The sequence below is a fragment of the Ramlibacter ginsenosidimutans genome (genome assembly GCF_016654015.1).
Classification (GTDB): domain Bacteria; phylum Pseudomonadota; class Gammaproteobacteria; order Burkholderiales; family Burkholderiaceae_C; genus Ramlibacter; species Ramlibacter ginsenosidimutans.
In genome coordinates, this window is sequence record NZ_JAEPWM010000006.1 from 36,056 (window position 1) to 56,657 (window position 20,602).

Genomic DNA, 20,602 nt, shown 5'->3' on the forward strand with positions numbered 1-20,602 from the left:
CCTTTCCCGTTCCGGCCCCCTTGGCGGGGACCTCACTCAAAGCACTTCGCTCGCGAAGTCCGCCAGCCGTGAACGCTCGCCGCGCGCGAGGGTAATGTGCCCGCTGTGGGGCCAGCCCTTGAACTTGTCGACGGCGAAGGTCAGGCCCGAGGAGCCCTCGGTGAGGTAGGGCGTGTCGATCTGCGCCAGGTTGCCCATGCAGATGATCTTGGAGCCCGGGCCCGCGCGCGTGATCAGCGTCTTCATCTGCTTGGGCGTGAGGTTCTGCGCCTCGTCGATGATCACGTACTTGTTGAGGAAGGTCCGCCCCCGCATGAAGTTCATGCTCTTGATCTTGATCTTGGAGCGGATCAGCTCGTTGGTCGCCGCACGGCCCCATTCGCCAGCGGCGTTGTCGCTCTTGCCCAGGACCTCGAGGTTGTCGTCGAGCGCACCCATCCAGGGGCCCATCTTCTCTTCCTCCGTGCCGGGCAGGAAACCGATGTCCTCGCCCACGCTCACGGTCGCGCGGGTCATGATGATCTCGGTATAGCGGCGGTCGTCCAGCACCTGCGTGAGCCCGGCGGCCAGAGCCATCAGCGTCTTGCCGGTGCCGGCCGTGCCGGTCAGGGTGACGAAGTCGACCTCGGGATCCATGAGCAGGTTCATCGCGAAGTTCTGCTCGCGGTTGCGCGTGGTGACGCCCCACACCGAGTTCTTCAGGTGCCCGTAGTCCTTCAGCGTCTTGAGCACCGCCGTCTTGCCGCGGATCTCGATCACCCGCGCATACAGGCTGGGCTCGCCCGGCGCCTCGAAGTAGACGAACTGGTTGATCAGCAGGCTGGGCACCACGGGGCCGCTGATGCGGTAGAAGGTGTGCTGGCCCGACTGCCAGCTCTCCACCGTCTTGCCGTGCTTGGACCAGAAGTCCGCGGGCAGGGCGAGCGAACCCGAGTACATCAGGTCCAGGTCGTCCAGCGTCTTGTCGTTGCGGTAGTCCTCGGTGTTCAGGCCCAGCGCGCGGGCCTTGACGCGCATGTTGATGTCCTTGGACACCAGCACCACCTCGCGCGGCGCATGCTTCTCCTGCAAGGCCTGCACCACGCCCAGGATCTGGTTGTCCGCCTTGCCGGGCGGCAGGCCCATGGGCAGGCCGGTCGCCGACAGCGGCATGGTCTGGAAGAACAGGCTGCCGCCCGACTCCTTGTGGCCCGTGCTGTCCAGCCGCAGCCCGTGCGCGATGTCCGCGCCCTGGCCGCTCGCGAGCTGGTCCAGCGACCGGCTCGCCTGGCGCGCGTTGCGCGCGACCTCGGTCGTGCCCTTCTTGTGGCCGTCGAGCTCTTCCAGCACGATCATCGGCAGGAAGATGTCGTGCTCGTCGAAGCGGAACAGGCTCATCGGGTCGTGCATCAGCACGTTGGTGTCCAGCACGAACATCTTCGACGGGCCCGAAGACTTCTTCTTCTTGGGCTGAGGCGCGGGGACCGTCAGGTCTTTCTTGCGGCGGGCCGGCTGCGGCTCGTCGAGGTAGGTCTCGATGTCCTGGTCGTAGCTGCCGGCCACCACGTCGCCGCCGCCTGCGTGCGGGTCGAACTCGTCCTCGGCCTGCGGATGCTCCGCGATCGGGCTCTCAGACGAAGCTGCCTCCGATTTTCGCGCGACCTTGTGCGAGGAACGGGCCGGAGCGTCGAACGCTTCCGGCGGGAGCATGGCAGCGCGCTTGGTCGGGGCGGGGGGCAGGGGCATGGGTGGTACGGCTTCCTGTTGAGATACGCGTGAAACAAAAAAGCCGCCAGGCGGGCCGGGCGGCTTCTTCGGGTCTGACGGTGATGACGCGGGGCGTCGGGATCAACGGCATGAACCCATTATGCATAGCGCGGGTGACGGAACAATGTCGGACGCCACGCTGTTGTGCTGACGCGTCAATGCCACCCAGGGCGAAGGACGCGCTCGCCGAGGCCCTCAGGCGGCCTTCTTCAGCAGCTTGACCGCCTTCAGCACTTCGTCGACATGGCCGGGAACCTTCAGGCCACGCCACTCCTGCTTGAGGATGCCGTCCGCGCCCACCAGGAAGGTGCTGCGCTCGATGCCCTTCACCTTCTTGCCGTACATGATCTTGTTCTTGACCACGCCGAACATGTGGCACATCTTTTCCTCGGTGTCGGCGATCAGCTCGAACGGCAGTTCCAGCTTGGTCTTGAAGTCCTCGTGCGACTTCATGTTGTCGCGCGACACGCCGAACACCACGGCGCCGGCCTTCACGAAATCCTTGTACTTGTCCCGGAACTGCATGGCCTCGGTCGTGCAGCCTGGGGTGTTGTCCTTCGGATAGAAGTACAGCACCAGGATCTGGCCCAGGTGGGAGGTGTTGGTGACCTTGATGCCGCCGGTGGCGTTCGCTTCGAATTCTGGAAGGGGTTTGTTGACAACGATCGCCATAAGGTCCTGGTGCGGTGTGTGGTTCTGTGTGACAGGCTGCGGTGGCGGCGGGCTTCGCGCAGGCCCGCCCGCAAGTGTAGATTTTACCGCGAAACGGCTACAGCCGCCCCAGGAGGGGCTAGGCGGGCCGGTCGAGGATCAGGGCCACCGCGACTTCCCGCCCTTCCTGCGCCAGGATGTTGTAGGTGCGGCAGGCCGCCGCCGTGTCCATGGTCTCGAGGCCGATGCGCCGCGCCGCCAGTGGCGCGAGCCAGGCCGGCTGGGGGAAGCGGATGCGCGCGCCGCTGCCGAAGATCACCACCTCCACCTTCAGCGCCGCGATCTGCGCGAAGTGCTCGGGGCCGAGCTCCTCGTAGCTGCCGGCCCACTCGAAACGCTCGCCGCGCGAGCCGAGCACCACGTTGTGCGTGATGCGTTCCGCGCCCACGCCCACCCAGCCGGGCCCATAGCCGCTGATGGTCTGCGCGTCGGATTGATCGGGTTGGAGCTTCAAGGCAGGGGAGGTCGGGTGCATCCGCGCGCCACGGAAGGGCCGCTGCGGAACTATGGTCAAATTATAGGTTTCACCTCGCGTCACCGCCTTGCGGAGGGCCATTGAAGACCGTCCAGAAATCCACCAAGCTCGCCAACGTGCTGTACGACATCCGCGGTCCCATCATGGATGCGGCCCGGCAGATGGAGGAGGAGGGGCACAAGATCATCAAGCTGAACATCGGCAACCTCGCCCCGTTCGGCTTCGATGCGCCCGAAGAGATCCAGCAGGACATGATCCGGAACCTGCCGAATTCGGCCGGGTACACGGACAGCAAGGGCATCTTCGCCGCACGCAAGGCGGTCATGCACTACACCCAGCAGCAGGGCATCAAGGGCGTGACGCTGGACGACGTGTGGCTGGGCAACGGCGCGAGCGAGCTGATCGCGCTGTCCACCAACGCCTTGCTGAACGAAGGCGACGAGCTGCTTCTGCCCTCGCCGGACTATCCCCTGTGGACCGCATCCACGGCTTTGTCCGGCGGCACGCCGGTGCACTACATGTGCGACGAGGCGAACGGCTGGATGCCCGACCTCGACGACATCCGCCGCAAGATCACGCCCGCGACCAAGGGCATCGTGGTGATCAACCCGAACAACCCGACCGGCGCGCTGTACTCGGACGAACTGCTGCGCGAAATCGTGGGCATCGCGCGCCAGCACGGGCTGGTCATCTTTGCCGATGAGGTCTACGACAAGGTGCTGTACGACGGCGTGAAGCACACCGCGCTCGCCAGCCTGTCCGAAGACGTGCTCACGCTCACCTTCAACTCGCTGTCGAAGAGCTACCGTTCCTGCGGCTACCGTGCCGGCTGGATGGTGGTGTCGGGCGACAAGAAGTCCGCGGGCGACTACATCGAGGGCCTCAACATGCTCTCGAACATGCGCCTGTGCTCGAACGTGCCGGGACAGTACGCGATCCAGACCGCGCTCGGCGGCTACCAGAGCATCAACGAGCTGATCGGCCCGGGCGGGCGCTTGCGCCGGCAGCGCGACCTCGCGCACGAACTGATCACCGCCATCCCGGGCGTCACCTGCAACCAGCCGCAGGCGGCGCTCTACATGTTCCCGCGCCTGGACCCGAAGGTCTATCCCATCGCGGACGACCGCCAGTTCTTCCTGGAGCTCCTGCAGCAGACGCGGGTCATGCTGGTGCAGGGGTCCGGGTTCAACTACCCGGACAACCAGCACTTCCGCATCGTCTTCCTGCCGCACGAGGACGACCTGAGGGAGGCCATCTCGCGCATCGCGCGCTTCCTCGACTCCTACCGGAAACGCCACTCGAAATGAAACCGATCCAAGTCGGCCTGCTGGGCATCGGCACCGTGGGCAGCGGTGTCTTCAACGTCCTGAAGCGCAACCAGGCCGAGATCCGCCGCCGCGCCGGCCGCGGCATCGAAATCACGATGGTCGCGGACCTCGACACGGCGCGCGCCGAAGCCGTGGTGGGCAACACCGCGAAGGTGGTGAAGGACGCCCGCGAGATCATCGCCAACCCGGACATCGACATCGTCATCGAGCTGATCGGCGGCTACGGCATCGCGCGCCAGCTGATGATGGAGGCCATCGCGCAGGGCAAGCACGTGGTCACGGCCAACAAGGCCCTGCTGGCCGTGCATGGCACCGAGATCTTCGCGGCGGCCCACGCCAAGGGCGTGATGGTCGCGTTCGAGGCCGCCGTCGCCGGCGGCATCCCGATCATCAAGTCGCTGCGCGAAGGCCTCACCGCCAACCGCATCGAGTGGATCGCCGGCATCATCAACGGCACCACCAACTTCATCCTCTCGGAGATGCGGGACAAGGGCCTGGACTTCGAGCAGGTGCTGAAGGAAGCGCAGCGCCTGGGGTATGCCGAGGCGGACCCGACCTTCGACATCGAGGGCGTGGATGCCGCGCACAAGGCGACGATCATGAGCGCCATCGCGTTCGGCGTGCCGGTGCAGTTCGACAAGGCCTATGTCGAGGGCATCACCAAGCTGTCGTCGGTTGACATCGAGTACGCCGAGCAGCTGGGCTACCGCATCAAGCTGCTGGGGATCACCAAGCGCACGGCCAAGGGCATCGAGCTGCGCGTGCACCCGACGCTGGTGCCGGCCAAGCGCCTGATCGCCAACGTCGAAGGCGCGATGAACGCGGTGGTGGTCCAGGGCGATGCCGTGGGAACCACGCTCTATTACGGCAAGGGCGCCGGCAGCGAGCCGACCGCGAGCGCCGTGATCGCCGACCTCGTCGACGTGACGCGGCTGCACACCGTGGACGCAGCGCATCGCGTGCCGCACCTGGCGTTCCAGCCCGACCAGATGAGCGAGGAGCCGATCCTGCCCATGAGCGAGGTGGTGACCAGCTACTACCTGCGCCTGCGGGTGGCCGACCAGGCCGGCGTGCTCGCCAAGGTGGCGGGCCTGCTCGCGACGGCGGGCATCAGCATCGACGCCATGCTGCAGCGCGAAGCCTCCGCCCTGGGCGGCAAGGGCGCGACCCAGACCGACCTCATCCTGCTTACGCACAGCGTGCGCGAGGGCACGATGAACGAGGTCATCGCCCAGATGCAGGGCCTCGCGACCGTGCTCGCCCCCATCACCCGCATTCGCAAGGAAGAACTGGCCTGATGAACATGTGCCCCCACGTTCACTTCGTTCACTGCCCCCCGAGGGGGCCGTCGGCTCCCTTGGGGCGGCCCTGCGGGCGCTGAGGACCATGTTGTACATCTCCACCCGCGGCCACCCGGACCGCAAGCACTTCTGCGAGATCCTGCTGGAAGGCCTCGCGCCCGACGGCGGGCTGTACCTGCCCGAGCGCTATCCGCAGGTCGATGCAGCGACGCTCGCGAAGTGGCGCACGCTGCCGTATGCGGACCTCGCCTTCGAGATCCTCTCGCTCTACATCGACGACATCCCGGCGGCGGACCTGCACGCGATCTGCCGCAAGACGTACACGCGGGAGGTGTTCGGCACGCAGGAGATCGTCCCGCTGAAGCCGCTGGAGGAAGGCGTCTTCCTCGAAGCCCTGTCCAACGGCCCCACGCTGGCCTTCAAGGACATGGCCATGCAGCTGCTGGGCAACCTGTTCGAGTACGAGCTGGCCCGGCGCGGCGAGGAGCTGAACATCCTGGGCGCGACCTCCGGCGACACCGGCAGCGCCGCCGAATACGCCATGCGCGGCAAGCAGGGCGTGCGCGTGTTCATGACCTCGCCGCACGGCCGCATGAGCCCGTTCCAGCAGGCGCAGATGTTCAGCCTGCAGGACGCCAACATCCACAACATCGCCATCGAGGGCGTGTTCGACGACTGCCAGGACATCGTCAAGGCGGTGTCGAACGACCTCGCCTTCAAGCGCAAGTACCGCATCGGCACGGTCAACTCGATCAACTGGGCGCGGCTGCTGGCGCAGGTCGTCTACTACTTCGCGGGGTACTTCCAGGCGACGGGGCGCCCCCACCCCAGCCCTCCCCCAGAGGGGGAGGGGGCAAAGCAGAAGGTCAGCTTCACGGTGCCCTCGGGGAATTTCGGCAACGTCTGCGCGGGCCACGTCGCGCGCATGATGGGCCTGCCCATCGCGAAACTGGTGGTCGCGACCAACGAGAACGACGTCCTCGACGAGTTCTTCCGCACCGGCATCTACCGCGTCCGCGCCAGCCAGGACACGCACGAGACCTCGAGTCCCTCCATGGACATCTCCAAGGCCAGCAACTTCGAGCGCTTCGTGTTCGACCTGCTCGGTCGGGACGGCGCAAAGCTGCGCTACCTGTTCGCCGAGGAGCTCGTGGCCAAGGGCCGGTTCGACCTCTCGCATGCGGTGCTGGTCGCGCGCGACCGCTACGGCTTTGCTTCCGGGCGCAGCACGCACGCGGATCGGCTCGCCACCATCCGCGACACGTACCGGCGCTTCGGCACGATGATCGACACGCACACCGCGGACGGCCTGAAGGTCGCGCGCGAGCAGCTCCAGCCCGGCATCCCCATGGTCGTCCTGGAGACCGCATTGCCCATCAAGTTCGCTGCGACGATCGTGGAAGCCCTGGGCCGCGAGCCCGAGCGGCCGGCGAAGTTCGCCGGCATCGAGGACCTGCCCAAGCGCGTGACCGTGCTGCCTGCGGATGCCGAGCGGGTGAAGCAGTTCATCGCGGCGCACTGCGCATGAAAGTCGTCGGCTTCGCAGGCTATTCGGGATCCGGCAAGACCCACCTCGTCGAGCGGCTCATCCCTGCGCTCAAGATGCGCGGCTTGCGTGTGTCGGTGGTCAAGCACGCCCACCACAAGTTCGACATCGACCATCCCGGCAAGGACACCTGGAGGCACCGCGAGGCGGGCGCCTTCGAGGTGGTGGTCGCATCCGATCGCCGGCTGGCGCTGATGCGCGAGTTCGAGCAGCCGGCGGAGCTCAGCGTGCACCACCTGCTGGCGGAGCTCTACGAGGGCGTGGACTGGGTGCTGGTCGAGGGCTTCAAGAGCAGCAACCTGCTGAAGGTCGAGGTCTGGCGGCCCGAGGCGGCCAAGCCGGCGCGCTATCCCGACGACGACTTCATCGTCGCGATCGCCACCGACGATGCCGCCCGGCTGCCGCAGTCCACCCTGCGCCCGGTGCTGGATCTGAACGACGCGGATGCCATCGCCCAGTGGCTGGTCGACAATGGGCACCGGTTCGACTACGACGCGGAGAGTTACGCATGAGCACCGCACGGGAGGCCTGATGACCCAGCAACGTCCCCCGCTGCGGCCCCTGGACGACGCGCTGCTCGAGCTGCTCGCGCATGCGCGGCTGCTCGCGGGCACGGACAGCGTGGCCACCTTCGATGCCGATGGCCGCGTGCTGGCGGAGGACCTCGTCTCGCCGCTGCAGGTGCCGCCGCAGGACAACAGCTCCATGGACGGCTATGCGGTGCGCAGCGCCGAGATCGCGGACGAAGGCGTGCCCTTGCTGGTGAGCCAGCGCATCGCCGCAGGTGGCGTGGCGCAGCCCCTGCAACCCGGCACCGCTGCCCGCATCTTCACCGGCGCCACCGTGCCGCAGGGCGCGGACGCGATCGTGATGCAGGAGGACACCGAGACGCTGCCCGACGGGCGCGTGCGCATCCTGCGCGTGCCTTCCGCAGGGCAGTGGATCCGCCGCAGCGGCGAGGACATCACGCGCGGCAGTACGGTGCTGGAGCGCGGCACGCGCATGGGGCCGGCGGCGCAGGGCCTCGCCGCCAGCATCGGCCGCGATCGACTGCAGGTCGCGCCGCGGCCGCGCGTGGCCCTGTTCTCCACGGGCGACGAACTCGTGATGCCGGGCGATGTCGCACCCGGGGCCATGCGGCCGGGCGCCATCTACAACTCCAACCGCTTCTTCCTGCGCAGCCTCCTGCAGCGGCTCGGCTGCGAAGTGCAGGACCTCGGCATCGTGCCGGACCAGCGCGAGGCCACGATCGCCGCGCTACGCGACGCGGCCAGCGGCAATGACCTGATCCTCACTAGCGGCGGCGTGTCGGTCGGCGAGGAGGACCACATCAGGCCTGCCGTGCAGCAGCTCGGCTCGCTGGATCTGTGGCAGATCGCGATGAAGCCGGGCAAGCCCTTCGCATACGGGCGCGTGGGCGAGGCGCACTTCATCGGGCTGCCGGGCAACCCCGTCTCCAGCTTCGTGACCTTCCTGCTGCTGGTGCGGCCCTTCCTGCTGAAGCTGCAGGGCGCCAGCACGCTCGGCCCGCACGCGCTGCAGCTGCCGGCCCATTTCGACTGGCCTCGCGCCGACAAGCGCCGCGAGTTCCTGCGCGTGCGCCGCGATGCGGAAGGCGGCCTCGCCTTGTTCCCCAACCAGAGTTCCGGCGTGCTGACGTCCACCGTGTGGGCCGACGGACTGGTGGACGTGCCGGCGGGTCAGACGATCGCCCGGGGCGACCTCGTGCGCTTCCTGCCGATGGCGGAGTTGCTGGCATGAAGGTGCGCGTGCGTTACTTCGCTTCCATCCGCGAGGCGCTGGGGCAGGGCGGCGAGGAGCTGCAGACGCGCACCGGCACGCTGGGCGGCTTGCGCGACGAGCTGATCGCGCGCGGCGCGCCCTATGCGTCCGTGCTCGCGCGCGGCCGCGCGGTGCGCATGGCACTGGACCAGGACATGAGCGACGAGTCGGCCGCGCTGCGCGAAGGCTGCGAGGTCGCCTTCTTCCCGCCCGTGACCGGCGGCTGAGCGAGGCCATGGCCGCAGCGCGCGTCACCATCCAGTCCGGCGACTTCGACGTCTCGGCCGAGATCGCGGCGCTGCGCCGGGACGACCCGGGCGTGGGTGCGGTCTGCAGCTTCATCGGCACGGTGCGCGACCGCAACGACGGCAGCGCGGTGAGCGCGATGGAGCTGGAGCACTATCCGGGCATGACCGAGAAGGCCATCGAGCAGATGATCGACGAGGCGTTCCGCCGGTTCGACATCCGCGCCGCGCGCGTGATCCATCGGGTGGGTCCGCTGCAGCTGCAGGACCAGATCGTGCTGGTGGTGGTCGCCTCGGCGCACCGCGCCGAGAGCTTCCGCGCCTGCGAGTTCCTGATGGACTACCTGAAGACGCAGGCGCCGTTCTGGAAGAAGGAACGCACGCCCGAAGGCGAACGCTGGGTCGACGCCCGCGTGGCCGACGATGCTGCGCTTCAGCGCTGGGGCATCGAGAGCCGCAATTCCTGAAGCGTGCGAATGCGAACAGGAGGAACGCAGAGGACGCAGAGATTACGCAGAGGACGCAGAAAAGATCTTGAAAGGGATTCCTCTGCGTCCTCTGCGAAACCTTTGCGTCCTCTGCGTTCCCTTGCTGGTCCTCGCACCTACTTCGCTGGTCCTCGCACCTACTTCGGCGTGAAGCCGCTCGCCTTGATGATGCCCGCCCAGGTCTGCGTGTAGCTCTTCACGCGTTGCGCGAAGGCGGCTTGCGGCTGGTAGTCCACCGTGAGGCCCATGCCGGTGAGCCGTTCGCGCACGTCGGGCATGGCGATCACTTTCGCGAGCGCCTGGTCGAAGCGCTCCAGCACCGGCGCCGGCGTGCCGGCCGGCGCGAAGATGCCGTAGTAGGGCAGCTCCTCCAGGCCTGCGATGCCCAGCTCGGTGAAGGTCGGAACATCCGGCAGCAGCGCCTGGCGCTTGTCACCGATCACGGCCACCACGCGCAGCTTGCCGGCCTTCTGGTATTCGATGAAGTCGGGGATCGAGGCGACGCCGGCCTTGATCTGGTTGCCCAGCATGTCCTGCATCATCGGCGCGCTGCCGCGATAGGGCGCGGCCTGCAGGTCCAGCTTGTACTTGCGGGCCACCATGCCCACCAGGAACTCGGGAATGGACGCCGGCGCCGGGATGCCGACCGTGTCCTTGCCGCCGTTCGCCTGCACGTAGCGCACGTACTCGGGCAGCGACTTCGCCGGCGTGGCGCCGGAAACCGCGAGCGCGTTCGCGAAAGTGGCGAAACCGGCGACCGGCACGAAGTCCACCGCCGGATCGAAGCCGGGGTTCTTGGTCACCAGCGGCAGGATGGAGATCGAGTGATCGTGGCTCAGGAAGAAGGTGTGGCCATCGGGCGTGGACGCCTTCAGCGCCTGCGCGGCGATCTGGCCGCCGGCCCCCGCACGGTTCTCGACCACCACGGGCGCGCCGAGCTGGTCCTTCAGCTTGTCGGCGAGCACGCGCGCGATGGCGTCGGTGCCGCCGCCGGGCGGAAAACCCACCAGGATGCGGATCGGTTGCGAGCCCTGCGCGTGGCTCAGGCCCGCGGCGAGGGAGAACAGGCCCGCGAGCAGCAGGCGGCGCAAGGGTTGGATGCGGTGGGAATCGGCCATCGGCCGAGCATAAACGAGCCGGCTCAGGCAGCCTGACGGGTCGCTGGCGCGCCGGGCCGCACGAAGGCCGCCCGGGCCTCGTCCTCCAGCTCGCCGGTCAGGAGTCGCAGCAGCTCGAGCAGCTGCTCCTGCTGCTGCTTGTCCAGCGGCGCCATCAGGCGCTTGTACGCGCGCTCGGCGGGCTTCTGCGCCTGCTGCAGCACGCGTTCGCCTTCCCGCGTCAGCGCGACGCAGACGTTGCGGCGGTTGTCCTGCGCCGGCGTGCGCGCGAGCAGGCCGCGGGATTCGAGGCCGCGCAGCACGCGCAGCACGGTGACCTTGTCGAAGCCCAGCGCGCGTGCCAGGCTCGACTGGCCGAGTCCCGGATGCGCCTGCACCACAGTGAGCACGCCGAACTGCGCCGGCGTGAGCGAGAGGTCCTTGCATGCGTCCTCGAACACGGCCGCCGAGATCTGGTGCGCGCGGCGCAGCAGGAAGCCCGGCCGGGCATACAGCCGGGCCAGGGTGGGGGGCGTCTTCGAGGGAGCAGGCACGGCAGGAAATCCTTGGGGTATGCGCGGATTGTGCCTCGCGGCGCGGCGCCGATAATTGTTAGCATGCCAACTCACTTCCGGATCCGCCCATGAAACTGCTCGTCCGCCTCGCAATCACCTTGCTCGCGCTGTGCAGCCTGGGCGCGCTCGCGCAGGCTCCCACCAACGTTCCGCTGAAGCTGATCGTGCCCTTCACCCCGGGCACCGGCATCGACATGATCGCGCGCACCGTCGCACCGCGCCTGGGCGAGAAGCTGCATCGACCCGTGGTGGTCGAGAACCGCGCGGGCGCCTCCGGCAACATCGGGACGGAGGCCGTGGTGCGTGCCCCGGCCGACGGCAACACGCTGCTGGTGAGCGTGAACACGCTCGTGATGAACAAGAGCCTGTACCCGCAACTGCCCTTCGATCCCGTCAAGGACCTGGTGCCGGTGTCGCTCACCAGCTGGGGCCAGCTGATCCTCGTCACGTCGCCCTCGACCGGCTTCAAGACCGTCGGTGACCTGGTGGCGGCGGCCAAGGCCCGGCCCGGCAAGCTCAATTACGCGAGCCCGGGCGTGGGCACGCCGCACCACATGTCCATGGAACTGTTCAAGCAGACCGCGGGGGTGTACCTCACGCACATCCCGTACCGCGGCAGCGCACCGGCCGTGACCGACCTGGTCGGCGGCCAGGTGGACGCGATGTTCCTGCCGATCCACGTGGCGCTGCCGTTCGTGAAGGCCGGCAAGCTGGTCGCTCTGGCGATCGGCAGCGAGCAGCGCCATCCCCTGCTGCCGGACGTGCCGACGCTCAAGGAGGCCAGGGCGGGCGACGTGAACATGGACATGTGGTACGGCATCTTCGCGCCGCCGGGCACGTCCGCCGACCAGGTGCAGAGGCTCAACCAGGACCTCAAGGAAATCCTGGCGAGCCCCGAGATTCGCACGGCCTTCCACGCGCAGGGCATGGACCCGGCGACGAGCACGCCCGAGGAGTTCCGCCGCCTGGTGGCGCGCGACGCCGACCGCTGGGCGAAGGTGGTCCGCACGGCCCACATCAAGGCGGACTGATGCGCATCGCAATCGTCGGAGGCGGCATCGGCGGCCTCGCACTCGCCCTCGGGCTGCACCAGCAGGGCATCGCCTGCGACGTGTACGAACAGGCGCCCGCGCTGAAGGAACTCGGCGTCGGCATCACGCTCCTGCCGCACGCGATGCGCGAGCTCGCGGCGCTGGGCTTGCAGCCGCAGCTCGAGCCGCAAGGCATCGAGAACCTCGAGAGCGTCTTCTTCAATCGCTGGGGGCAGTTCGTCTACCGCGAGGCCCGCGGCCGCCACGCGGGCTATGCCTTCCCCGAGCTCGGCATGCACCGCGGCAAGCTGCACACGACCATGGCGCGCGCCGCGACGGAGCGGCTCGGCGCGCAGGCGATCCACCTGGACCACCGCTGCGTGGCCGTGTCGCAGGACGCGCAGCAGGTGACGCTGTCCTTCGTCAATGCGAAGGGGCAGGCGCTCGCGCCGGTGCAGGCCGACATCGTGATCGCCTGCGACGGCGTCAATTCCGCGGTGCGGCGGCAGTTCTATCCGCAGGAGCAGGTGGCCTTCGGCGGCATCAACACGTGGCGCGGCGTGAGCGTGCACAAGCCGATCCTCACCGGCAGGAGCTACCTGCGCATCGGCACCGTCGACACCGGCAAGATCGTGATCTACCCGATCGTCGACAACGTCGATGGGCAGGGCAACCAGTTGATCAACTGGACGACCGAGATCCGCCAGCCGCAAAGGGGCATGAACGACTGGAACCGGCCCGGCCGCATGGAGGACTTCCTGCCCATCTACCAGGACTGGACCTTCGACTGGCTCGACGTGCCGCAATTGATCCGGCAATCGCGCGAGATCCTCGAGTACCCGATGGTGGACAAGGACCCGGTCGCCGCCTGGACCTTCGGCCGCGTCACCTTCCTGGGCGACGCCGCGCACCCGATGTACCCGCGCGGCTCCAATGGCAGTGCGCAGGCGCTGCTCGACGCGGCGGCGCTGTCACGGCTGCTCGCGCGCGGCGGCGACGCGCCTGCGGCGCTGAAGGAATACGAGGCGCTGCGCCTGCCGGCGACGGCGAAGGTGGTGGAGACCAATCGCACGGTGCCGCCGGACTTCATCATCATGAAGGCGGACGAACTCAGTGGGGGCAAACCCTTCCCGGGAACGATCGACGACCTGATCAGCCCGCAGGAGCTGGCGCGGATCTCGGAACACTACAAGCAGGTCGCCGGCTTCGCCCTGGAAAAGAAGTAGGGCGGCCTCAGTTCAGGTACTTGGGGCGGCCTTCGCCGTCCTCGACGGCGGCGTTTTCCGTCGCCGTCACCGGCACGAAGGACTCGCGCCACTGCGACTGCAGCAGCGCCTGGTCCAGCAGGTGCATGAGGCCTTGCATCAGCTTGGGCTGCATCTCCATCTGGAAGCTGCGCGGCTTGGTGTCGCCATTGGGCGGGCGCTCGTTGAAGTTCAGGCGCAGCGGCCCGCTGGCGATCGGCGCGGCGTCGACGTCGGTGACCAGCAGCGGGTCCTCGCCGAGCGGCAGCCGGTGCTCCCCTTCCTTGTAGGGCGTGTCGAAGTCGGCGTGCTGCAGGAACTCCTCCTTGCGGAACTCCGCCAGCATCTTCTTCAGCTCCGGGGTGGCGCCGGAGAGGGAGGCGCCCGCGGACTCCAGCTTCAGCAGGTGCTCGGTCAGCAGCTTGGACAGCAGCGGCCACAGGCCGACCATCAGGCGGCGGGTCAGCCACATGCGCATCTCCTCGCCTTCGACCGTGTTGATGCGCATGAGGATCCGGTCCTGCTCGGGCATGTAGGTGACCGACATCTGGTGGATCTGCATGGAGTTGATTCTAGTCAGCCCCGCACTCCGTGCGCCCGTCCTACAGTGCGGGCTTGAAAAGAACGGCCTGGGGCCTATCTGGTCCGTAACGGAGTATTTCCATGCGACTCGACAAGCTCACCACCAAATTCCAGGAAGCCCTGGGCGACGCCCAGAGCCTGGCGCTGGCCAACGACCACGCCTACATCGAGCCGGTCCACCTGCTGGTGGCGATGCTGCGGCAGGAAGACGGCCCGCGGGCGCTGCTGCAGCGCGCCGGCGTCAACGTGCCCGGCCTGCTCGCCGCCGCCGAGGCCGCCATGCACAAGCTGCCGCAGGTGCAGGGCCAGGAGCAGATCCAGGTCGGCCGCGATCTCGCTGCGCTGCTGCAGGGCGCGGAGAAGGAAGCGCTCAAGCGCAACGACCAGTTCATCGCCAGCGAGAACTTCCTGCTGGCGCTCGCCGATACCAAGCAGGACATCGGCCGCATCGCCCGCGAGAACGGGCTGTCCCGCAAGTCATTCGAAACGGCCGTGGATGCCGTGCGTGGAGGCCAGAACGTGAATTCCCCGGAAGCCGAAGGCCAGCGCGAGGCGCTGAAGAAGTACACGCTCGACCTCACCGAGCGCGCCCGCATCGGCAAGCTCGATCCGGTGATCGGCCGCGACGAGGAGATCCGCCGCTGCATCCAGATCCTGCAGCGCCGCACCAAGAACAACCCCGTCCTGATCGGCGAGCCCGGCGTCGGCAAGACCGCCATCGTCGAAGGGCTGGCGCAGCGCATCGTCGCCGGCGAAGTGCCGGAGACGCTGAAGAACAAGCGCGTGCTGTCGCTGGACATGGCGGCGCTGCTGGCCGGCGCCAAGTACCGCGGCGAGTTCGAGGAACGCCTGAAGAGCGTGCTCAACGAACTCGCGAAGGACGAAGGCCAGACCATCGTCTTCATCGACGAACTGCACACCATGGTCGGTGCCGGCAAGGCCGAAGGCGCGATGGATGCCGGCAACATGCTCAAGCCGGCGCTGGCGCGCGGCGAGCTGCACTGCGTCGGCGCGACCACGCTGGACGAATACCGCAAGTACATCGAGAAGGACGCCGCGCTGGAGCGCCGCTTCCAGAAGATCCTGGTGGGCGAGCCGAGCGTCGAGGCGACCATCGCCATCCTGCGCGGCCTGCAGGAGAAGTACGAGGCCCACCACGGCGTGGACATCACCGACCCTGCCATCGTGGCCGCGGCGGAGCTCTCGCACCGCTACATCACCGACCGCTTCCTGCCGGACAAGGCCATCGACCTGATCGACGAGGCCGCGTCCAAGATCAAGATCGAGATCGACTCCAAGCCCGAGGCCATCGACCGGCTGGACCGCCGCATGATCCAGCTGCAGATCGAGCGCGAGGCGATGAAGAAGGAGAAGGACGAGGCTTCGCAGAAGCGCCTGGGCCTGATCAACGACGAGATCGTCCGGCTGCAAAAGGAAATCTCCGACCTCGAGGAGATCTGGAAATCCGAGAAGGCCGCTGCGCAGGGCAGCGCCCAGATCCGCGAGGAGATGGAGAAGGTCAAGTTCCAGATGGAGGAGTTCAAGCGCAAGGGCGACTTCAACAAGGTCGCCGAGCTGCAGTACGGCAAGCTGCCGGCGCTGGAGAAGCAGCTGAAGGAAGCGCAGGACGCCGAGAGCGAGAAGGGCAAGGCAGGCAAGCGCCAGTTGCTGCGCACGCAAGTCGGTGCGGAGGAGATCGCCGAAGTGGTCGCGCGTGCGACCGGCATCCCCGTATCCAAGCTGATGCAGGGCGAGCGCGAGAAGCTGCTGATGATGGAAGCCAAGCTGCACGAACGCGTGATCGGCCAGGACGAGGCGATCAGCGCGGTGGCCAACGCGATCCGCCGCTCGCGCTCGGGCTTGTCCGACCCGAACCGCCCCACCGGCTCGTTCCTGTTCCTCGGCCCGACGGGCGTGGGCAAGACCGAGTTGTGCAAGGCGCTGGCGTACTTCCTGTTCGACAGCGAGGAGCACCTGGTGCGCATCGACATGAGCGAGTTCATGGAGAAGCACTCGGTGGCGCGGCTCATTGGCGCGCCTCCCGGCTACGTGGGCTACGAGGAGGGCGGGTACCTCACGGAAGCCGTGCGCCGCAAGCCTTACAGCGTGATCCTCTTCGACGAGATCGAGAAGGCGCACCACGACGTCTTCAACGTGCTGCTGCAGGTGCTCGACGACGGTCGCCTCACCGACGGCCAGGGCCGCACCGTGGACTTCAAGAACACGGTGATCGTGATGACCTCCAACATCGGCTCGCACATGATCCAGGCGATGGTGGGCAGGCCGTACGAGGACGTGAAGGAAGCGGTGTGGGATGAACTCAAGAACCACTTCCGGCCCGAGTTCCTGAACCGCATCGACGAGACGGTGGTGTTCCACGCCCTCGACGCGGCGAACATCGCGCAGATCGCGAAGATCCAGCTGCGCGTGCTGGAGCAGCGCCTCGCCAAGATGGACCTGCACCTGGAGGTTTCGCCGGCGGCGCTGGAAGAACTCGCCAAGGTGGGCTTCGACCCGGTGTTCGGTGCGCGGCCTCTCAAGCGGGCGATCCAGCAGCGCATCGAGAATCCGCTGTCGAAGCTGATTCTGGAGGGCCGCTTCCCGCCCAAGAGCACCATCCCGGTGGAAGTGGATCCGGTGCGCGAGCCCGGCGTCTTCCACTTCGGTGCGCACGAGAGTCCCAGGCGCGAAGCGGCAGCGGCCTGATACTTCGAGAAGAGCCGGGGCATGCCCCGGCTTTTCTTTTCGCCCACAATGCGACGGAGATGACCTTGATCCTCCGCTTCCTGCTGCGCGTGCTCCTGCTGGCCGCGGGCCTCGTCTTCGCTGCCAGCGTGCTGGCGGCGTTCGCGCTGCTGCTGGCTCTGTGGTCCGTCCGTGCGCTCTGGGCGCGCCTCACCGGCCGGCCGGTCGCTCCCTTCGTGATGCGCATGGGTTCGGGGTCTGCGTTTGCCGCCATGATGCGGCGCGCGCCGCCAGCGAGCCGCACGCCCCGTGCCGACACCGCTGCGGGAGTCCGCACCCGACTGGTCGACGTCAGCGACGTGGAGCCGCGCTCGCCTGCATCCTGAGGGCGCCCTGAAGCGGTGCGCAACAATGCGGAAAGTTCTTACTGCCGTGTAGGTACGGGCCTACGGGGTGCGTACGCAGCTGGTTTCCTAATGCAAGCTGTGCGGGCCGTCGGCCCGGCAGACCACAGGAAGGTCCGTGAAGCTGCACCGCGATCGCGAGCAGGCCGGGACCCCGCCACTGGCCTCGGGGCAGTGGGGCTTGCGCGCGATCCGCGTCGGCATTGCGGATGACCACCCGATCACGCGCAGTGCCCTGCGTTCCTTCCTCGACGAGCAGGACGATATCCGCGTGGTGGCCGAGGCCTCCTCCGGGCGCGAGGCGATCGACCTCGTGCGCACCCAGACCCTCGACGTGCTGCTGCTGGACCTCGACATGCCGGGCCAGAGCGGGATCGATGCGCTCACGATGATCAAGGCGAAGGCCGAACACGTGGCCGTGCTGGTGCTCTCCGGCTATCCCGAGCACCAGTACGCGGTGCCCCTGATCCGCAGCGGCGCCAGCGGCTACCTGAACAAGGCCTGCGATCCCACGGAAATCCCGATCGCCATCCGCCGGGTCGCGCAGGGCAGCCGCTACATCACGCCGGTCGTGGCGGAGCTGCTGGCCAGCCAGGTCATCGCGCCGACCCCGGGCGGCCTGCACGAGCAGCTCTCCGCACGCGAACTGCAGGTGTTCCTCAAGCTCGCGCAAGGCTGCACGGCGGGCGAGGTGGCGGCCGAACTGTCGCTCAGCGCCAAGACCGTCAGCACCTACCGGGCCCGGCTGATGCGCAAGCTCGACGCGCACTCGAACAGCGACCTCACGTACTACGCGCTGAAGCACCGGCTGCTGGACTGAAGGCATGTCGGGCTCCCGCCAGCCGCGCGTGGTCATCATCGGGTGCGGGTTCGGCGGCCTCGAGGCCGCCCGCGCCCTTCGCAGCGCCGACGTGGCGATCACGCTCGTCGATCGCACCAACCACCACCTGTTCCAGCCGCTGCTGTACCAGGTAGCCACGGCGGGGCTCTCCGCACCCGCGATCGCTGCGCCCGTGCGCCACCTGTTCCGCACCCAGCCCAACGTGACCACGCTGCTCGCCGAAGTCGTCGCTGTCGATCCCGTCGCGCGCACAGTGCGGCTCGCCGGCGGCGCAACCCTGGTGTACGACCACCTGATCGTCGCCGCGGGCGCCACGCACAGCTACTTCGGGCACGACGCGTGGGCGCCCTTCGCGCCGGGACTCAAGACGCTCGCCGATGCGTTCGAGATCCGGCGCCGCCTGCTCTATGCGTTCGAAGCCGCAGAGCAGGAGACCGACGCGGCGGCGCGCGCTGCCTGGCTCACCTTCGTCGTGATCGGCGGCGGCCCGACGGGCGTGGAGATGGCCGGCACGATGGCGGAGATCGCGCGCCACACCCTGCGCGGCGAGTTCCGCCACATCGACCCGGCAGCCGCGCAGATCCTGCTGCTGGAGGGCGGGGAGCGGGTGCTGCCCGCGATGCCGCCGCGGTTGAGCGCCAGCGCACGGCGGCAACTGGAGCAGCTCGGCGTCCAGGTGCGGACAGGAACGCGGGTGACGGCGATCGACGCGCACAGGGTCGAGGTGCAGCCCGCGGCCGGCGCTCCCCCGCAGCGCATCGCGAGCCGGTGCGTCCTGTGGGCGGCCGGCGTGCAGGGATCGCCGCTGGGACGCCAGCTCGCGCACGCCGCAGGGGCCGAAGTCGATCGCGCGGGCCGCCTGGTGGTCGAACCGGACCTGAGCCTGCCGGGGCATCCGGAAATCACCGTGATCGGCGATCTCGCCGCGGCGCAGAGCCATTTGCCCGGCCACGCGCCGCGGCCGGTGCCGGGCGTGTCACCCGCTGCAAAGCAGATGGGGCGCAGCGCCGCGGCGAACCTGATGCGCCGCCTCGCCGGCGAGCCGACGATCGCGTTCCGCTACCGCGACTGGGGCAATCTCGCGACCATCGGCCGCAACTCCGCCGTCGTGGACCTGTGGACACCCTGGCGCCGCGTCGGCTTCAGCGGCTGGTTTGCCTGGGTGTTCTGGCTGTTCGCGCACATCTACTTCCTCATCGGCTTCCGCAACCGCCTGGTCGTGCTGATCGATTGGGCCTCGGCCTACTGGAGCAAGCAGCGCTACGCGCGCGTGGTGACCGGCATGGCACCAGGAACGACGGATGACTGAGCCGGCGCCCCCCGGCGCACGCGCCCGAACGCATACTCGCCGCCTGCCCACCACCGGAGCGACCATGCCCTATCTCCAGCACATCGGCCCCATCACTGCGCTGATCGCAGGCATCCTGATCCTCATCATGCCCAGGCTGCTGAACTACATCATCGCGCTGTACCTGATCGTGACCGGCCTCATCGGCCTGTTCGGCCGCTGAGGCTCAGCGGGGCTCCTCCATGTGGCGCGCGTACAGCTTCTGCATGCCGCCCAGCCAGCGGTCGTAGTCCTGTCCCTTGGCCAGGAAGTACTGCGCGACCTCCGGGTGCGGCAGCGCGAGGAAGCGCTCCTCGCGCATCGTCTGCACGACCACCTCGGCCACCTGTTCCGGCGTGAGCACGCCGTTGATGCCGGCCGAGCCGGTGCCGTCCCGGGTCATGTCCGTCTGGACCGATTGCGGGCAGAGGCAGGACACCCGCAGGCCCTTGCGGCCATAGGCGATGCGCAGCCACTCGGCGATGGCGACGGCAGCATGCTTGGTCACGCCATAGGGCGCGGACTCGACGATGTTCAGCAGGCCCGCGGCCGAAGCGGTGACGAGGAAGTAGCCGCCGCCGCGCTCCAGCATCTGCGGCACGACGGCACGCGCGGCCCACACGTGGGCCATGCCGTGGATCTTCCACATGCTGTCCCACAAGGCGTCCTCGAGCTCGATGCCGCCCATGCGGCCGAGGATGCCTGCGTTGGAGATGTAGGCATCGACGCCGCCGAAGCGCTCCGTCGCCTGCCGCACCAGCGCCTGGATGTCGGCCTCCTGGCTCACATCGCAGCGCAGCGCGATCGCCTGCGCACCGATGCCCTCGGCCACGGCCTGGGCCCGCGGCAGGTTGACGTCCGCAACAACGACGGCGCGGGCACCGTCGCGGGCGAAGCGCTGTGCCAGGCCGGCGCCGATGCCGCTCGCCGCGCCCGTGACCACCACCACCTTGTCCTTGATTTCCATGCGACCTCCGATGGCCGCCGAGTATCCGCGCTGCGCTGGCGCGCGCAAGCCGCGGACGCGACAAGCGCCAGCTGATCCGCGCAGGGCCGGCCGTGCGGCTGGGGGTTCGCGCGGACGCATCGGGAGGCGCCCGGCGCGCACGGCGCCGGCGAAGCCGCCTGCACCCCCCGGGTACGCGCTCCGACAGCAGCGCGACCCGTGCGTCCTACGCGGTCGGGCTGCAGGCT

21 protein-coding genes are annotated in these 20,602 nt (G+C 68.2%); 14 read left to right on the plus strand and 7 right to left on the minus strand.

Going from position 1 to position 20,602, the window contains the following annotated elements; genetic code table 11:
* Nucleotides 1-36: 36 nt before the first annotated feature.
* From JJB11_RS15130 to JJB11_RS15140, 3 genes are all read right to left on the minus strand, one after another.
* The gene (locus JJB11_RS15130) at nucleotides 37-1,725 is read right to left on the minus strand and encodes a PhoH family protein (RefSeq protein ID WP_201172890.1); all 1,689 of its coding nucleotides are present in this window, start codon (nucleotides 1,723-1,725) and stop codon (nucleotides 37-39) included.
* Nucleotides 1,726-1,941: 216 nt separating this feature from the next.
* A complete protein-coding gene (locus JJB11_RS15135) occupies nucleotides 1,942-2,418 on the minus strand; it encodes a peroxiredoxin (protein ID WP_201172891.1) in 477 nt (158 codons plus the stop codon).
* A gap of 118 nt (nucleotides 2,419-2,536) precedes the next feature.
* Nucleotides 2,537-2,911, minus strand: a complete 375-nt coding sequence (locus JJB11_RS15140; protein WP_201172892.1) for an Mth938-like domain-containing protein — start codon at nucleotides 2,909-2,911, stop codon at nucleotides 2,537-2,539.
* Nucleotides 2,912-3,012: 101 nt separating this feature from the next.
* Between JJB11_RS15140 and JJB11_RS15145 the strand changes: the two genes are divergently transcribed.
* From JJB11_RS15145 to JJB11_RS15175, 7 genes are all read left to right on the plus strand, one after another.
* Complete coding sequence (locus JJB11_RS15145) at nucleotides 3,013-4,239, plus strand: pyridoxal phosphate-dependent aminotransferase (RefSeq protein ID WP_201172893.1); 1,227 nt, start codon at nucleotides 3,013-3,015, stop codon at nucleotides 4,237-4,239.
* Nucleotides 4,236-5,558, plus strand: coding sequence for a homoserine dehydrogenase (locus JJB11_RS15150; RefSeq protein WP_201172895.1), 1,323 nt, complete (start codon nucleotides 4,236-4,238; stop codon nucleotides 5,556-5,558). Before JJB11_RS15145 ends, JJB11_RS15150 begins: the two co-directional genes overlap by 4 nt.
* A gap of 88 nt (nucleotides 5,559-5,646) precedes the next feature.
* On the plus strand, nucleotides 5,647-7,089 hold the full coding sequence (thrC, locus tag JJB11_RS15155) for a threonine synthase (RefSeq protein ID WP_201172897.1): 1,443 nt from the start codon (nucleotides 5,647-5,649) through the stop codon (nucleotides 7,087-7,089).
* Complete coding sequence (gene mobB, locus JJB11_RS15160) at nucleotides 7,086-7,619, plus strand: molybdopterin-guanine dinucleotide biosynthesis protein B (RefSeq protein ID WP_201172898.1); 534 nt, start codon at nucleotides 7,086-7,088, stop codon at nucleotides 7,617-7,619. Before thrC ends, mobB begins: the two co-directional genes overlap by 4 nt.
* A 19-nt stretch (nucleotides 7,620-7,638) precedes the next feature.
* Nucleotides 7,639-8,868: a molybdopterin molybdotransferase MoeA gene (locus JJB11_RS15165; RefSeq protein WP_201172900.1), complete on the plus strand. Its 1,230-nt coding sequence runs from the start codon at nucleotides 7,639-7,641 to the stop codon at nucleotides 8,866-8,868.
* Nucleotides 8,865-9,116, plus strand: a complete 252-nt coding sequence (gene moaD, locus JJB11_RS15170; protein ID WP_201172902.1) for a molybdopterin converting factor subunit 1 — start codon at nucleotides 8,865-8,867, stop codon at nucleotides 9,114-9,116. The genes JJB11_RS15165 and moaD overlap by 4 nt, the downstream gene beginning before the upstream one ends.
* An 8-nt stretch (nucleotides 9,117-9,124) precedes the next feature.
* Nucleotides 9,125-9,601 carry a molybdenum cofactor biosynthesis protein MoaE gene (locus JJB11_RS15175; protein ID WP_201172903.1) on the plus strand — a complete coding sequence of 159 codons (477 nt, stop codon included), beginning with the start codon at nucleotides 9,125-9,127 and terminating at the stop codon, nucleotides 9,599-9,601.
* A 158-nt stretch (nucleotides 9,602-9,759) separates the two neighbouring features.
* Here JJB11_RS15175 and JJB11_RS15180 read toward each other — a convergent pair whose 3' ends face one another.
* Both JJB11_RS15180 and JJB11_RS15185 read right to left on the minus strand, forming a co-directional pair.
* Nucleotides 9,760-10,740: a Bug family tripartite tricarboxylate transporter substrate binding protein gene (locus JJB11_RS15180; protein ID WP_201172905.1), complete on the minus strand. Its 981-nt coding sequence runs from the start codon at nucleotides 10,738-10,740 to the stop codon at nucleotides 9,760-9,762.
* Nucleotides 10,741-10,763: 23 nt separating this feature from the next.
* Nucleotides 10,764-11,273: a MarR family transcriptional regulator gene (locus JJB11_RS15185; RefSeq protein ID WP_201172907.1), complete on the minus strand. Its 510-nt coding sequence runs from the start codon at nucleotides 11,271-11,273 to the stop codon at nucleotides 10,764-10,766.
* A gap of 89 nt (nucleotides 11,274-11,362) precedes the next feature.
* On the opposite strand from JJB11_RS15185, the gene JJB11_RS15190 reads away from it, so the two are divergent.
* Together JJB11_RS15190 and JJB11_RS15195 are read left to right on the plus strand one after the other, a co-directional pair.
* Complete coding sequence (locus JJB11_RS15190; RefSeq protein WP_201172911.1) at nucleotides 11,363-12,325, plus strand: tripartite tricarboxylate transporter substrate binding protein; 963 nt, start codon at nucleotides 11,363-11,365, stop codon at nucleotides 12,323-12,325.
* Nucleotides 12,325-13,551: a flavin-dependent oxidoreductase gene (locus JJB11_RS15195; protein ID WP_201172913.1), complete on the plus strand. Its 1,227-nt coding sequence runs from the start codon at nucleotides 12,325-12,327 to the stop codon at nucleotides 13,549-13,551. Before JJB11_RS15190 ends, JJB11_RS15195 begins: the two co-directional genes overlap by 1 nt.
* A 7-nt stretch (nucleotides 13,552-13,558) precedes the next feature.
* Here JJB11_RS15195 and JJB11_RS15200 read toward each other — a convergent pair whose 3' ends face one another.
* The gene (locus tag JJB11_RS15200; RefSeq protein ID WP_201172915.1) at nucleotides 13,559-14,131 is read right to left on the minus strand and encodes a hypothetical protein; all 573 of its coding nucleotides are present in this window, start codon (nucleotides 14,129-14,131) and stop codon (nucleotides 13,559-13,561) included.
* A 101-nt stretch (nucleotides 14,132-14,232) separates the two neighbouring features.
* On the opposite strand from JJB11_RS15200, the gene clpB reads away from it, so the two are divergent.
* The 5 genes from clpB to JJB11_RS15225 all read left to right on the plus strand — a co-directional run bounded on the left by clpB (nucleotide 14,233) and on the right by JJB11_RS15225 (nucleotide 19,592).
* Complete coding sequence (clpB, locus tag JJB11_RS15205; RefSeq protein ID WP_201172923.1) at nucleotides 14,233-16,857, plus strand: ATP-dependent chaperone ClpB; 2,625 nt, start codon at nucleotides 14,233-14,235, stop codon at nucleotides 16,855-16,857.
* A gap of 59 nt (nucleotides 16,858-16,916) precedes the next feature.
* Nucleotides 16,917-17,222 carry a hypothetical protein gene (locus JJB11_RS15210; RefSeq protein ID WP_201964865.1) on the plus strand — a complete coding sequence of 102 codons (306 nt, stop codon included), beginning with the start codon at nucleotides 16,917-16,919 and terminating at the stop codon, nucleotides 17,220-17,222.
* A 208-nt stretch (nucleotides 17,223-17,430) separates the two neighbouring features.
* Entirely contained in the window at nucleotides 17,431-18,060 is a 630-nt protein-coding gene (locus JJB11_RS15215) for a response regulator (RefSeq protein WP_201173581.1), read from the plus strand.
* A gap of 4 nt (nucleotides 18,061-18,064) precedes the next feature.
* Nucleotides 18,065-19,390: an NAD(P)/FAD-dependent oxidoreductase gene (locus tag JJB11_RS15220; protein ID WP_201172926.1), complete on the plus strand. Its 1,326-nt coding sequence runs from the start codon at nucleotides 18,065-18,067 to the stop codon at nucleotides 19,388-19,390.
* Between the two features lie 64 nt (nucleotides 19,391-19,454).
* Nucleotides 19,455-19,592: a DUF3096 domain-containing protein gene (locus JJB11_RS15225; protein WP_201172929.1), complete on the plus strand. Its 138-nt coding sequence runs from the start codon at nucleotides 19,455-19,457 to the stop codon at nucleotides 19,590-19,592.
* Between the two features lie 3 nt (nucleotides 19,593-19,595).
* On the opposite strand, the gene JJB11_RS15230 is transcribed toward JJB11_RS15225, so the two are convergent.
* Nucleotides 19,596-20,375 carry an SDR family oxidoreductase gene (locus JJB11_RS15230; protein ID WP_201172932.1) on the minus strand — a complete coding sequence of 260 codons (780 nt, stop codon included), beginning with the start codon at nucleotides 20,373-20,375 and terminating at the stop codon, nucleotides 19,596-19,598.
* Between the last annotated feature and the right edge of the window lie 227 nt (nucleotides 20,376-20,602).